Raw genomic sequence first — 13,005 nt, 5'->3', positions numbered from 1 at the left:
ACATACGGAAGAAAAAATAAAGATTTTCTGCAGTCCGGGGGAAAACAACGATGGCCAAACAAACACTGGGATCCCTGCTGTCATCCGGCTTTGATCTGGCCGGCAAGCGTGTGCTGGTGCGAGCCGATTTCAATGTCCCCTTGGACGCCCAGGGCAACATTACCGATGACACCCGCATTCGGGCTGCTCTGCCCACCGTCCAGGCCCTCACCCAGGCAGGCGCCAAAGTGATCCTCACCAGCCACCTGGGCCGCCCCGTCAAGAAGGACAAAGAGACAGGCGCGGTTAAGGTCGCCCGCGAGGGCAATAGCCTGGCCCCCGTGGCCACCCGTCTTTCTCAGTTGCTGGGCCAGCCGGTCGCCTTTGCCCCCGATTGCATCGGCCCTGAGGCCGAGGCGGTAGTGAACCGCCTGGAAAACGGCCAGGTGGCCCTGCTGGAAAACGTCCGCTTCTACCCAGAAGAGGAAGACAACGACCCGGAATTTGCCCGCAAGTTGGCCTCACTGGCCGACCTGTTCGTCAACGACGCCTTTGGCAGTGCCCACCGCGCCCACGCCTCTACTGCCGGCGTCACCGCCTACCTCCAGCCTGCTGTGGCTGGCTACCTGGTGGAAAGGGAGCTGCAATTCCTCTCCGGCGCCATTGAGGATCCGCGGCGCCCCTTGGCGGCCATCATCGGCGGCTCCAAAGTCTCCACTAAGATCGGCGTCATTGAGCGGCTCCTGGAAAAAGTGGACAAACTCCTGCTGGGCGGCGGCATGATCTTTACCTTTTACCAAGCCCAAGGGATCCAAACCGGCAAGTCTTTGGTGGAAACCGACAAGCTGGATCTGGCCCGCTCCCTGATGGAAAAAGCCAAAGAGCGGGGGGTGGAGCTGCTGCTGCCGGTGGATGTGGTGGTAGCCGATAGGTTTGACAAAGATGCCCAGGCCCAGACCGTTTCCATCCACGCCATCCCCGAGGATTGGATGGGCTTGGACATTGGCCCAGAATCGGTAAAAGCTTTTCAGTCCGCCCTGCAGGGGTGCCAAACCGTGGTCTGGAATGGGCCAATGGGCGTGTTCGAATTCGACCGCTTTGCCCTGGGCACAGAAGCCATTGCCCGCACCCTGGCCGATCTCACTCAAGCGGGAGCCACCACCATCATCGGCGGGGGAGACTCGGTGGCTGCCGTGGAAAAAGTGGGCCTGGCCGACAAAATGACCCATATCTCCACCGGTGGCGGAGCCAGCCTGGAGCTATTGGAAGGGAAGGTGCTGCCCGGCATTGCCGCTCTCACAGAAGCGTAGGTTCCTCCTTCGGGTCGCAGCCCCTCCAATCCAAAAACCAAGCCAAAAAGTAGGGGCTGGATTCAGCCCCTCCTAACTTTAGTCGGTGTAGATCGCTGCAGCGATGGCGAGACAGGATCCGGCTTAGTGCACCACCACTTTAACGTTGGCGTTGTTCAGGCCAGGACGCTTCACCTCGGCCAAGGTCTTGTTGACGGCGTACTTCTGGTTGATGGAGTTGATCAACTCGGTTTGGTTGTGCTTCTTGGCCACGCCCCACAGATCGGCGATCAGGTCGTAGGAACCGTCGGGATTCTTCGACCAGCCCAGATCGTAGTCGCCTTCCAACTGAGCCACGATGTCAGCGCGAACACGCTGGCCGTTGTAGCCACGCACGTCGGCGTTCAGCTTAACGGTGTAGCCGAGATCGCGCAGAGAGTTGATCAGGACTTGACCGTCAGTGATTTTGGTACGCAGGGTGCTAAAATGAGACATGGTGTTTCTCTCCTTTGTATAGGGGTTGGAACATCGACACAAACAATGGGCACTGTTCTTTGGGGAAGGTTTGGGCCCTGCCGTCCCTGCTTCTGTCAAGGTAGCTTTGGATCCTCACCTCCTCCTAGAACTCCAGCCGCTGGTACTCGGCTACAGAGGCCGCTGCAGGCCGAGCCCGCTGCTGGGCCCATTCCCTCAACGCTACCACTTGCTCCGTCATGGTGCGAGATAGCGGTTGAGTTGCTTTCGTTGCTGCCAGAATGTCCAGCTGGGTAAACTCACGGTTCTGGGCAAACGCTTCGTACATGGCAGCAATCAAAACTTGTTCGATCTCCGCGCCGGAGAAGCCTTCACAGGCTGCGGCCAACTGGCGCAGATCAAAGCGGCTGATGTCGCGCCGCCGCTTCTTCAGGTGGATCCGAAAGATCTCGATGCGCTCGTTGATGTTGGGCAAGTCCACGAAGAAGATTTCGTCAAAACGGCCCTTGCGCAAGAATTCACCCGGCAGACGATCCACACGGTTGGCCGTGGCCATGACAAAAACCGGCGAGCGTTTCTCCTGCATCCAGGTCAGGAAGGAGCCAAAGATGCGGCTAGAGGTGCCCCCGTCAGAATCGCTGGAGCCTGCTGATCCAGCAAAGGCTTTGTCCAGCTCGTCGATGAAAAGGATGGCAGGGGCGAGAGATTCAGCAGTTCGCAGGGCACTGCGCAGATTCGCTTCCGATTTGCCCACCATGGAGCCATCATAAACGCGGCCCATGTCCAGACGCAGCAGGGGCAGGCCCCAGAGACGGGCAGTGGTCTTGGCGATCAGCGACTTACCGCAGCCAGGCACGCCCAGGATCAGCATACCCTTGGGTTGGGGCAGTCCATAGGCGCGGGCCCGCTCAGTGAAGGCCTCAGAACGTTGCAGCAGCCAGCGCTTCAGCTCTTCCAGACCGCCAACGGCGTCGATGGTCTCGTCCTCTTCGATAAACTCGAGAATGCCGTTGCGCCGGATCAGTTGCTTCTTCTCAGAGAGGATGATGTCTACTTCTGCCTCGGTGAGGCGACCATGCATCACCACAGCCTTGCGGTAGACTTTTTCTGCCTCGTCCTGCGTTAGGCCCAGGGCCGCCTTGAGCAACTTTTCGCGGGTATCAGGAGCCAAAGGCAGGGAGCGCGGGATCTGCTCCAGCTGGCGGTTGAGGGCGCGCTCCAATGTGGCCATGTCCGGCAGGGGGAAGTCCACTACGCAAATGTCTTTCTCCAGCTCGACCGGGATCACCTGCACCGGCGACATGAGCAGGATGGTTTTGTGGGATCCCTTCAGGCTGGCAATAGCATCCCGCAGCCAGCGCTTCACCTCGGTGTTGTCCAAGAAGTCATGTAGGTCTTTGAAGACGCAGATGGCGGGATCCTTTTGCTCCATTACCCACTGGATGGCGGGCTGGGGGGATTGGGTGTTGTGCTGGGTGAGGCTGCGGGGGTTGCCGTATTCGACGATGCCGTGGGTAACTGTCCAAATGAATAGGCGACGCTGAGGCTTAAGGGTGCGGGCAATTGCTGCCAGAGCCGCTTCTGCCCGTTCCTCCTCTGGAGTCAGCAGGTACAGCAGTGGGTATTGAGCTTGAATGAGGATGCTTAGCTCTTGCATGGGAAACACCAACTGCAGAGGGGAAATTTCAGGAGCCGCCAGAACGGTTGAAAAATGGGGTTCGAGTTGCCTAGGTATTGGATTGCACTTGGGAGTACGCCCTTGTTGGATGGATTTTGAGAGGATTTTAGAAGCCTTCTGTGTTGCTGTCTGCTCCTATCAGCTCAAGTTCCTGAAGGGGGCCCGCTTGGGAGCGTTCTAGCAGGGTACCAGAGCATCCTGCCGTTGCTCTTCCGAGCCAGCAGCCGATCCCCAGTATTCTGGCTCCACCTCTTCAAGGATGGCTTCGGCAGCCGATGTCTGGTGCAGGGAAACCACCTCTCCATCGCGGATAACAAATGGGTGACTACACTTGGGACATTGATGGACACGATAGGCGCTACCTTGTACCCCTTCAATGACCTCTGGGTGAAGCAGATAGAAGGTAATGGCCTTCTCTGCCACTGCCGACATCGGCTCCCGCTCCACGGCAGCCCGAATCTTCAGATTCCGGTGCAGCTCAGGTGAGAGATACAGGGTCACCTTCTGCTTGGACTCTGTGCCTTCCACTACCTCTGGCCGATGATTCATGGCTAACCGCTTTCTTTGAATTGCTTGCCAAACTTGGGGCCTATCATAGCCAGTCTGCCGGCTTGACGGCAAGTTTTTAACAATCTGTAACAAACAATTTTCTTGATGGCCCTCTGTGGATACCTGCGGCTGGGGGAGTAGGCTAGGTGGAAGACAAGGAGCGGAATGTCCAATCCCTATGGAACGCTTGATCAACACCCTCAGCAAAAATTTCTCTAGCTGGGGCCGCCGTGCCCTGGTGCAGGCCAGCGATGGTTTGGCCAGCTTGAGAGACACTGCCGTGGATAACGGCAATCTGTTACTCTGCAAGGCTCGCATCGCGTTCGCGGATGCCAGCTTCACCACCCTAAAGGCAATTCGGTCTCGCTTTGGCGCCAGTCGCTGACGGTTGGGCAGAAGCACCCTGCTAGCCGCCCAGATCTTGCAGCCGATAGAGGCTGGCATAGAGCCCGCTGAGGGCCATGAGCTCGGCATGGGATCCCTGCTCTTTGAGTTCCCCCCGCTGCAGAACCAAGATGCGATCCACATCGCGGATGGTGGAAAGGCGGTGGGCGATGATCAGGGCGGTGCGATCCCGCAGCAGGGTGTCTAGAGCGGATTGCAGGAGGGCTTCGGTGCCCACATCCAGGCTGGCGGTGGCTTCGTCCAAAACCAAGATTTTGGGATCCCGCCACATGGCCCGCACAAAGCTGATAAGCTGTTTCTGGCCGCTGGAGAGGTTGCTGCCCCGCTCTCGCACAGGGGTGGCGTAGCCTTGGGGCAAATTGCGGAGGAAGTCATGCAGGTTGAGTTGGCGGGCGACCTGCTCCACTGCCGCTAGATCTGCCTTCTCTCCTAGGGTGATGTTTTGCTGGATATCCCCGGAAAACAAAAATCCATCCTGCAGGATTACCCCTAGGTGGCGGTGCAGCTCAGCCTGGGGGAGATCCCGAATATCAACGCCGTCAATGCGAATAGATCCCTGGGTTACGTCGTAGAGACGGCAGAGCAAGCGAATGATGGAGCTTTTCCCGGCTCCCGTGGGCCCCACCAGGGCCACTTTTTCTCCGGGGCGGATGGTGAAGGTGAGGTCTTTGAGCACCCACTCCCCGGGGTTGTAGGCAAACCAGACGTGCTCGAACTGCACCTCTCCTCTGGCATTGGGGGGCAAGTGGCGGGGCTGAGCGGGATCCCGGATGGCGACCGGCAGGCTGAGGATGGCATCGATGCGCTCGACGGCGGTGAACCCCGCCTGCAGGGCGGTGAACTTTTCGGCCAACTGCCGCAGCGGGTTGAAAAACCGTTGCGAAAAGAGAATAAAGGCGTAGAGGCTGCCAAAGGTGAGGGGTTCCCTGGGCAGGGGCAGGGATCCCGTCCATCCCCCTCCAACTGAGCCCCTACCGGCTGACATCACCTGCTGCCCGCCCACCCAGAGCAAAGCCGCCACGGCCAGCCAAGACACCCACTCCAAAACGGCAGAAAGGGCAGAATCATAAAGGATGGTTTGATCCACTTCCCGGATGTAGCGGCGGTTCATGGTTTGAAAAATCTCGCTATTGAGCCGCTCCCGCCGAAACAGTTGCACCACGGTAATGCCCAAGATGTTCTCCTGGATCCAGGAGTTCAGCTTGGAGAGTTCTTCGCGCACGCGAAAGTTGGCATCCCGAAAGCGGCGCTGCAACTCGAGGACAACAGCGCTGATGGGCAGGACGATGAGGATTAGCAGCAAGCCCAGATCCCAGCGTTGGCTGAGCATGACCACCGCGATCACCCCCAGAGTAAACAGGTCGCTGACAATGCCGACGGCACCGGTGGAAAAGACATCCCCCAAGGCTTCCACGTCGCTGGTGATGCGGGTGATCAGCTTGCCCACCGGGGTGCGGTCGAAAAACTGAGCCGGCAAGGCCAGAATGTGGGCGAAGAGATCGTCGCGGATGTCGCGGGTCATCAACTGCCCCAGCTTTTGGCTGACATACCCTTCCAGGGCTTGGAAGAGCCAGCGAACCAGTACCGTTAGGATCAACAGCCCCACATAGGGCCAAAGGTCGGAGAGGATCCCGGCCTCACCCTGTTCCAGCGCTCGGGCAATGGGGCCATCCAGAGCCCGCTGCAGAATCAAGGGCTGCACCGCATCCGCTAAGGCCAAAGGGGGCAGAAAGGCCAAGGCCGCCAACACCAGCCTGAGGTGCCGACGGGCGTAGGGCCAGAGCAGCCGCAGCAGCCGCCAATCGCTTTCTCGCCGCGGGCGGGGATCCCTACTTAAATCGGTATCGGGGGGAGAGGCGGCAAGGCTCACAGGCTTACACCCGAGAACAACAAAGACAACTCATAGAGAGCAGTAAACTACCCGACCCTGACTGCTTCTCAGTACAGGGCGGGCTTTCGGCAGCCCTGCAGTTGGCAAGCCAACCACGAACCTCTAGGCTGGTTTACAGCAGCCCCCAAAAGCGCAATCACCTTCGCACCATTCAAATCCGCATCCCCTTCCCAACCGCAGTGCCCGCATTTGAACTGCTTACCCTTGCGATAGGATTGAGCGGAGTCGGGATGAATATGCAGGCACTTGTGGCAGATCTGCGAGGTATAGGCCGCAGGGACAGCTACCACTTTGACACCCGCCCTCACAGCCTTGTATTCGATAAACCGCCGCAGCTGGTAGAACGCCCAGCTATTGCTACGCCGCCGCTCCTCACGACTGCGGGGGTGTTGATTGGTGCGTTCTCGAATGCCGCTTAAGTCCTCAATGGCAATGCAGGCAGAAAGAGATTGAGCTGCTTTAACGATGCGCTTAGCGATACTGTGGTTCACCCAAGCTTGAAAGCGTCTCTCCCTGCCAGACAGCCGTTGCAGCAGTTGACGGCATCGCCGCCTGCAACTGCGGGTGCCCTTACTGGCCTTGCGCTGAAGAGACGCTCTTAACCGACAGTAGTGATCTCGGACTTTGTTCAGCTGCTGTCCATTCCAGTTGTCTCCTTCGGAGGTATGTGCAATGTCTCGCCGTCCCAGGTCAACACCAATCACCTTGTCGGTGTTCTGTTGCTTGGGGGGCTCTGCCTCGACACAAATCTGGATGGAGTAGGAGCCGTCCTTCCGCTGGACTAGGGTGGCCGATTTGGGGTTAGAGCCAGCCAGCATTCCCCTCTGGTAGTTGCCAATGGCTAGCTCAAAGCGTTCTCTTCCATCAACCGTGGTCAGCGACACCGTCCAGTCTTTCTCGCGGAATGAAAAGATACGTGCGTCGTAGGTAACGAACCTACGCTTGAACTCTTTAACCGGACGGTTGCGCTGTCTCGCCACTTTGCGAGCGCCTGCCACCCGTCTGCAGACCTGCTGGGCTAGATTACTGGACAAGCCAAACCGAGCGCGAATCTGGTAATAGCAAAGGGATTGGAGTTTGACTGCGTTGACTACTTTTTCTGGTGTGTTTTGGTTGACCCAGTTCAACGCCTGCACAAAGGCATCCATTGTCGCGTCCAATTTGGCGGCTTGCGACTGGGACACCTTGAGTTTGCAAGCTACAGTCAGGACTTGGGTCATGGTTCTATCATAACTTCCGCATTCTTCCCGACACTGACCCTACGGGTACAGTGCGGGGCTCCTGCGATTTCTAGCTGATCTACTCTAAGCGCTCTCCCTGAGGGAGAGGGAGTTTGGGATCCGCAAGGGTTTCCTCGCCATTGGGAATGGCTATAGCTGCACCCCTAATGGCTCTGGGACGGACGGAAAACTGGCCGCTTCAGGAGCTTCTGGCCGCTCGGTTCGGGCAGGCTGTAGGCAGCTTGATGAGGAGAAACCGGCAATGTCTTACTCAACCTCTTACTCCGTGTCTTACTCGAAAATCTTTTTCCCAGTTTGGGTGGCGGGGCTGCTGTTGTTGATTGGCGGTGGGATCCTGTTTGTCCTGCTGCGGGCTTTTGGGCTACCCATTGGGGAGCTGGCCGACTGGGCCATTGGGATCGCCAGCTTTTGGTGGCTGGTGGTGATCGTCACCCTTCCCTGGAACCTCTACTTTCAGGCCAAGGCCGTTCAGCAGGAGGCGGTTGTGTCTCAGGAACGAGGGATCCCGGTGGAAGATTCAACCTTGGCTTTCCTACAAAAGCTCAGCTGCTGGTCGTTGCGCGTGGCCATTGCCCTGCATGGGCTGTCGGCTCTAGCTTTCTATGGCTTGGCCGTTGGGCAAGTCACCCCCATTGGCTACCCCAGCGCCGTGGCTGCGGTGTTGTTGACGGCTCTGCGCCCGGCCATCCGCGGCTACGAGTATTTGGCCGACCGCTTGGCCCAGTTGCAAGGGCAAATCCGCATCCCTCGCGAAGATGCCCTCGAGCTGGCGGAACGACTAGAGCAGTTGCAGCGCCAAGTCGAGCAGTTGCAGGAGCAATGGGATCCCGGCAAACCTGGCTCTTGGGCCCAACAAGAGGAAGAAACCCGGCGCTACCTACGGCAGGAGCTGGCCGCGCTCAAAGCCCAACTGGAACAGTTGCGGGCCAGCAACGAGCTGGAGCACAGGCAATTGCGCCAGGAGACCCACCAAGCTGTGGCTCAGCTCAGTGTGGATAGCCAGTTTCTCGGCCATGTGCGGGAGATTCTTCGCTTTATCAAGGAAGCTTAGCGGGATCCGTTGTTCAGTCCTTCCAACTGAGCGGAAAACTGAGAAGGAACAAGCTTGGTGCCCACCCCGGCATCGGTCAGCAGCTCCAGCAATAGGGAATGAGGGGATCCCCCATCCAGAATGTGGGCTGCCCGCACCCCTTGTGCCAAGGCGCGAATGCAACACTGCACCTTCGGGATCATGCCGCCCTTGACGACACCGGCTTGGATCAACTGGCGAGCCGTCTCGATATCCAGCAACGTAATCAGAGAGCTGCGATCCTGAGGATCTTTGAGAATGCCAGGGGTGTCGGTGAGCAAAATCAGCTTTTCTGCCCCCAGAGAGGCCGCCAGTTCTCCCGCCACCGTATCGGCGTTGATGTTGTAGGCTTGGCCCGTCTCATCGGCAGCCACACTGGAGATCACCGGAATCTGTCCACCTTCCAATAGGGTTTGCAGCAACTGGGGGTTGATACTGCTCACTTCCCCAACAAAGCCAATCTCCGCCCGGCCCTGGGATCGCGCCTTGATCAAGTTGCCATCTCGCCCGCACAGCCCCACCGCCGATCCGCCGGCCAAGCTGATGAGCTGCACGATCTGCTTGTTGACCTTGCCCACCAACACCATCTCCACTACTTCCATGGTGGCGGCATCGGTAACCCGCAAGCCATCCACAAACTTGAAGGGAATGTCCAGTTTTTGTAGCCAACTGTTGATCTCCGGCCCCCCCCCATGCACCAACACCGGGCGGATCCCCACACAGGCCAGAAAGACGATGTCTCGGAGCACCTCGGCCCGTCGCTCTTGGTGCACCATGGCTGCGCCGCCGTATTTGATGACAATAACGCGGCCCTGGTACTGCTGAATGTAGGGTAAAGCCTCGATGAGGATCTGCGCCCGCGTAAGGGGATCACACGCCGACCCGGTCGCCTCAGAAAGGGAAGAGTTGGTTTGCACTGCTGTAAGTCCCTAGAAGTCCAGAAAACCTGACCCAGAGTATCGCATCCTGCAGATCCTCAGGTATGGAACGGGATCGCCAGCAAAGGCAATAGGGACAACCCCAACCAGGCCCAACCCCGAATGGAAGAAGAATGGGGTAGGGGATCGACGGGCCCTGACTCTGCCTGCTGCAGCAGGGCATCGATACGCTCTTGCAGCCGCTGCCTTGGGTCTGAACTCACGGCCATTGCAAAGCCAACCCAAGCTGCCGCCGGTTGCTCCACCACGCCATAGCCCACCACCTGCAGCAGGGCCTCTCCCAACAACAAGGGATCCACCCGTTGGGCCGCCCAGCGATCCGCCCGCAGCTCCCGTAGGGTGAGCAATTCCTCCCACAGGGCCTCGGTGTTGGGCAGCCAGCCGGTGAGGCGTCGCAGCCAGCCCACTCCAAACATCCAGAGGGTATCGCGGTAGTGGCGATGGGCCTCTTCGTGGGCGATTACGGCCCGCAAGTGCTCATCATCCAACTGCTCCAGCAGGCCGCGGCTGACCACCAACTGGGCATTCCACACCCCCACTTGGGCAGCAAAAGGGATCTCCAAATCCAGCACGTAGGCCGGAGAGCCATGCAAATCCACCTGGGCCAGAGCTTGCAGATGGGCACGTCGATAGGAGCGCCAGTATTCCCAAATCCAGTGCAAGGCCACGCCGCCGGCCACGGCCAGCAACAGCAGGGCACAGCCGTAGCAGAACCAGCCCCCCACCCCGGCCATTTGTCCCCACGGCCCCATCCAGGCCAAGGCCAAAGCAGTGGTCAGCAACAGCAGCGGGGGCAGCAAGAAGTGGATCCAAGCCCGCTGCCAACGTCGGCCCCATCCCCCACTCCTGTCCAGGCGCACCTGGGCTCGCCACAGCCAACTGAGGCCCAAGCCCAGCAATAACATGCCCAAGTGGCTCATCGCGGATCCCTCCTGGCTTGACGGGCTGCCCGCAGCCGTTCGGCAATCGCCTGCAACTGGGACACACTGGCCTGATCCAGGCTATCGGCAAAGGCTGCCACCGTATCGGGATCCCCTACAGCCAAAAACTGCTGCAGGTGGGTGAAGGCCCTGAGGCTGGCCGCTTCCTGACGCGAAAGACGAGGCCGCCACAGCATGGGCAGATTCCGCCCTTGGGGATCGGTGCGGCGCTCACAGCTCACCCAGCCCTTCTGGCTTAAGCGCTGCAAAACTGTAGTCACAGAGGCATAGGCCAGCTCCCGATCCGGATCGGCCAAGATGCGCTCGTGGATTTGACGGGTGCTGGCACTGCCCAGATCCCAGAGGATGTCCAAGATTTCCGACTCCAGAGGGCCCAGCGACAGTTGCTTGGGACGATGCTTGGGCAACATGAGCCTTTGCCGGTGTAGGAACTTTTATCTAGACTAACCGTTGCAGTCTCAAACCCCTCAGCCATTTTAAGGATCCGCTAAGCTCGAAGATGGTGGTTCTTTGTGCTGTTACTTCCCATGGCTGCTCCCACCTATTACACCATCACCTTCGGCTGCCAAATGAACCGCGCCGATACCGAGCGCATGGCCGGGATCCTGGAGTCCCTGGGGTATGTGGCCACCGAAGATGAGTTGCAGGCGGACTTAGTTCTCTACAACACCTGCACCATCCGCGACAATGCTGAGCAAAAGGTCTATTCCTACCTGGGCATCCAGGCGCAGCGCAAGCGCAAAAACCCGGCCATCAAGCTCATTGTGGCCGGCTGTGTGGCCCAGCAGGAAGGGGAAAAATTGTTGCGCCGCGTCCCTGAGCTGGATCTGGTCATGGGCCCCCAGTACGTGAACCGCCTTGGGGATTTGCTGGCGCAGGTGGAAGCCGGAAACCAGGTGGTGGCCACCGATCCGGTTGAGATCCCAGAAGACATCACCAAGCCCCGTCGCGACAGCCAGGTCACTGCTTGGATCAACGTTATCTACGGTTGCAACGAGCGCTGCACCTACTGCATCGTGCCGCGGGTGCGAGGGCAAGAGCAGTCCCGCCAGCCCCAGGCCATCCGCGCCGAAATCGAAGACGTGGCCAGAGCAGGCTATCGAGAGGTGACGTTGCTGGGGCAGAACATCGATGCCTACGGACGGGATCTGGATCCCAAAACCAACCTGGCCAGCTTGTTGCGCTTCGTCCATTCGGTGGAAGGTATTGAACGGATCCGCTTTGCCACCAGCCACCCGCGCTACTTTACCGAGGAGCTGATCACCACCTGCGCCGAGCTGCCCAAAGTCTGCGAGCACTTCCACATTCCCTTCCAGGCGGGCAGCAACGAAGTGCTCAAGCGGATGCGGCGCGGCTACACCCACGAGCGCTATCGCCAGATTATCCAGCTCATCCGCCAATACATGCCCGAAGCCGCCATCAGCGCCGATGCCATTGTCGGCTTCCCGGGAGAGACCGAAGCTCAGTTCCAAGAAACCCTGCAACTGGTGCAGGACATTGGCTTTGACCAAGTGAACACTGCTGCCTACTCCCCCCGTCCCGGCACCCCTGCCGCCGAGTGGCCCGACCAGGTGCCTGAAGAGGAAAAAAGCGACCGCCTGCAACGGCTGAACCGACTGGTGGCCGAGGTGGCCGCCGCCCGCAGCGCCCGACTCTTAGGCCAGGTGCAAGAGGTGCTGGTGGAAGGCCCCAACCCGAAAAACCCCCGCCAGGCGATGGGGCGTACCCGCGGCAATCGCTTGGTGTTCTTTGAAGGGGATCCGGAGGAACTGCAGGGATCCCTGGTGCCGGTGCGCATTACCGCCACGCGAGCTTTTTCGCTGACCGGAGAGGCAGTTACCGTCCGCGCGAGCGGGCCATAGGATGAAGGCTCTCACAAACACAACTTTCCCCAGTTCCCTCTTGTCCGATTGCGCCGGCGGAGCGCCTCTCCAGGGAGCTGTTTCGCTGAGAAAAACCATGCCCTCCTGGGTGAACAGCTTTAAGGCAACCGCCAGGCAGTCACTGCCCTTTCCGCCACGCCGACCAGGGCACAACCACCGCCCTAGCTAGCTTTCTTCCGCGCAGCAGTAGAACGGAGCTTCATACACAACGTTTTGGCAACAGCAACAGGCCGGCGCTGGAACAGGCCCCGAATACCTGCCCTGCCTAGCGCAAGATTTCAAAATCCAAAACGGGCTCTGTCTGGGTCACGCGGTAGTACCCGGCCTGGGTACGAACCGAAGCCTGATAGGGACTGGGCAAATCTAGCGAGCGCAGGGGTGGGATGTTGGTGCGTTGGTTCAGCAGCGTGGTGAAGAAGGCGGTGGTCTGCCGGGCCTGGGAGCGCACCACCTCCTCAGGGAAAATGACCGGATCCACATTCCTGCCTGTATCCAACAGGATCCTATCCAGGGCATCTCCCACCGGATAGGAAGGATAGGCAATTTGGGCCAAGGCGGATCCAATCGGGATCCCGGCGGACAGACAACCCAGAAGAATGGCCAAAGTCAGACGCATGTGCTGGGATTCCTCCTGCGCTACAGCTTTTCCTCAACACCGGAAAAAAGGG

Annotated in this window: 13 protein-coding genes; 4 read left to right on the top strand and 9 right to left on the bottom strand. The window is 59.2% G+C overall.

Annotation, left to right across the window (positions count from 1 at the left end; translation table 11 throughout):
* The first annotated feature begins 50 nt into the window (after positions 1-50).
* On the top strand, positions 51-1,289 hold the full coding sequence (gene pgk / locus CYB_RS08060) for a phosphoglycerate kinase (protein ID WP_011433296.1): 1,239 nt from the start codon (positions 51-53) through the stop codon (positions 1,287-1,289).
* A gap of 123 nt (positions 1,290-1,412) precedes the next feature.
* Here the strand turns inward: pgk and CYB_RS08055 are convergent, their stop codons facing one another.
* The 3 genes from CYB_RS08055 to CYB_RS08045 form a co-directional block, all read right to left on the bottom strand.
* Positions 1,413-1,763, bottom strand: coding sequence for a DUF1257 domain-containing protein (locus CYB_RS08055; RefSeq protein WP_011433295.1), 351 nt, complete (start codon positions 1,761-1,763; stop codon positions 1,413-1,415).
* A gap of 124 nt (positions 1,764-1,887) precedes the next feature.
* The gene (locus tag CYB_RS08050; RefSeq protein ID WP_011433294.1) at positions 1,888-3,399 is read right to left on the bottom strand and encodes a stress-responsive protein Ycf46; all 1,512 of its coding nucleotides are present in this window, start codon (positions 3,397-3,399) and stop codon (positions 1,888-1,890) included.
* Between the two features lie 198 nt (positions 3,400-3,597).
* On the bottom strand, positions 3,598-3,969 hold the full coding sequence (locus CYB_RS08045) for a hypothetical protein (RefSeq protein ID WP_041436554.1): 372 nt from the start codon (positions 3,967-3,969) through the stop codon (positions 3,598-3,600).
* A gap of 178 nt (positions 3,970-4,147) precedes the next feature.
* Here CYB_RS08045 and CYB_RS08040 point away from each other — a divergent pair, with 178 nt between their 5' ends.
* Entirely contained in the window at positions 4,148-4,354 is a 207-nt protein-coding gene (locus tag CYB_RS08040) for a hypothetical protein (protein ID WP_041436551.1), read from the top strand.
* 21 nt (positions 4,355-4,375) lie between these two features.
* Here the strand turns inward: CYB_RS08040 and CYB_RS08035 are convergent, their stop codons facing one another.
* Positions 4,376-6,244, bottom strand: coding sequence for an ABC transporter ATP-binding protein (locus CYB_RS08035; protein WP_011433292.1), 1,869 nt, complete (start codon positions 6,242-6,244; stop codon positions 4,376-4,378).
* A gap of 68 nt (positions 6,245-6,312) precedes the next feature.
* Positions 6,313-7,485 (bottom strand): RNA-guided endonuclease InsQ/TnpB family protein, encoded by a 1,173-nt coding sequence (locus tag CYB_RS08030; protein ID WP_011433291.1) that lies wholly within the window; start codon positions 7,483-7,485, stop codon positions 6,313-6,315.
* A 262-nt stretch (positions 7,486-7,747) separates the two neighbouring features.
* Between CYB_RS08030 and CYB_RS08025 the strand changes: the two genes are divergently transcribed.
* Complete coding sequence (locus CYB_RS08025; RefSeq protein ID WP_011433290.1) at positions 7,748-8,557, top strand: hypothetical protein; 810 nt, start codon at positions 7,748-7,750, stop codon at positions 8,555-8,557.
* Here the strand turns inward: CYB_RS08025 and argB are convergent.
* From argB to CYB_RS08010, 3 genes are read right to left on the bottom strand one after another with little or no spacing between them, the layout of a single operon-like run.
* Complete coding sequence (argB, locus tag CYB_RS08020) at positions 8,554-9,492, bottom strand: acetylglutamate kinase (RefSeq protein ID WP_011433289.1); 939 nt, start codon at positions 9,490-9,492, stop codon at positions 8,554-8,556. The genes CYB_RS08025 and argB overlap by 4 nt on opposite strands.
* A gap of 59 nt (positions 9,493-9,551) precedes the next feature.
* Positions 9,552-10,433, bottom strand: coding sequence for a M56 family metallopeptidase (locus CYB_RS08015; RefSeq protein WP_011433288.1), 882 nt, complete (start codon positions 10,431-10,433; stop codon positions 9,552-9,554).
* Entirely contained in the window at positions 10,430-10,864 is a 435-nt protein-coding gene (locus tag CYB_RS08010; RefSeq protein WP_011433287.1) for a BlaI/MecI/CopY family transcriptional regulator, read from the bottom strand. The genes CYB_RS08015 and CYB_RS08010 overlap by 4 nt, the downstream gene beginning before the upstream one ends.
* A gap of 117 nt (positions 10,865-10,981) precedes the next feature.
* Here CYB_RS08010 and miaB point away from each other — a divergent pair, with 117 nt between their 5' ends.
* Positions 10,982-12,316 (top strand): tRNA (N6-isopentenyl adenosine(37)-C2)-methylthiotransferase MiaB, encoded by a 1,335-nt coding sequence (gene miaB, locus CYB_RS08005; RefSeq protein WP_011433286.1) that lies wholly within the window; start codon positions 10,982-10,984, stop codon positions 12,314-12,316.
* Between the two features lie 286 nt (positions 12,317-12,602).
* Here the strand turns inward: miaB and CYB_RS08000 are convergent, their stop codons facing one another.
* Positions 12,603-12,953 (bottom strand): hypothetical protein, encoded by a 351-nt coding sequence (locus CYB_RS08000; protein ID WP_011433285.1) that lies wholly within the window; start codon positions 12,951-12,953, stop codon positions 12,603-12,605.
* Between the last annotated feature and the right edge of the window lie 52 nt (positions 12,954-13,005).

Source organism: Synechococcus sp. JA-2-3B'a(2-13) (assembly GCF_000013225.1).
Lineage (GTDB): Bacteria > Cyanobacteriota > Cyanobacteriia > Thermostichales > Thermostichaceae > Thermostichus.
Note: the sequence above shows the minus strand (reverse complement) of the source record. Positions and strands in the feature narration are given on the sequence as shown.

What these genes read in the sequence shown, in the direction of transcription:
- pgk (WP_011433296.1), top strand. Translation starts at nt 51, where the DNA reads ATGGCCAAACAAACACTGGGATCCCTGCTGTCATCCGGCTTTGATCTG.
- CYB_RS08040 (WP_041436551.1), top strand. Translation starts at nt 4,148, where the DNA reads ATGGAACGCTTGATCAACACCCTCAGCAAAAATTTCTCTAGCTGGGGC.
- CYB_RS08030 (WP_011433291.1), bottom strand. Translation starts at nt 7,485, where the DNA reads ATGACCCAAGTCCTGACTGTAGCTTGCAAACTCAAGGTGTCCCAGTCG.
- CYB_RS08015 (WP_011433288.1), bottom strand. Translation starts at nt 10,433, where the DNA reads ATGAGCCACTTGGGCATGTTATTGCTGGGCTTGGGCCTCAGTTGGCTG.
- CYB_RS08045 (WP_041436554.1), bottom strand. Translation starts at nt 3,969, where the DNA reads ATGAATCATCGGCCAGAGGTAGTGGAAGGCACAGAGTCCAAGCAGAAG.
- CYB_RS08000 (WP_011433285.1), bottom strand. Translation starts at nt 12,953, where the DNA reads ATGCGTCTGACTTTGGCCATTCTTCTGGGTTGTCTGTCCGCCGGGATC.
- CYB_RS08050 (WP_011433294.1), bottom strand. Translation starts at nt 3,399, where the DNA reads ATGCAAGAGCTAAGCATCCTCATTCAAGCTCAATACCCACTGCTGTAC.
- CYB_RS08055 (WP_011433295.1), bottom strand. Translation starts at nt 1,763, where the DNA reads ATGTCTCATTTTAGCACCCTGCGTACCAAAATCACTGACGGTCAAGTC.
- CYB_RS08025 (WP_011433290.1), top strand. Translation starts at nt 7,748, where the DNA reads ATGTCTTACTCAACCTCTTACTCCGTGTCTTACTCGAAAATCTTTTTC.
- CYB_RS08010 (WP_011433287.1), bottom strand. Translation starts at nt 10,864, where the DNA reads ATGTTGCCCAAGCATCGTCCCAAGCAACTGTCGCTGGGCCCTCTGGAG.
- miaB (WP_011433286.1), top strand. Translation starts at nt 10,982, where the DNA reads ATGGCTGCTCCCACCTATTACACCATCACCTTCGGCTGCCAAATGAAC.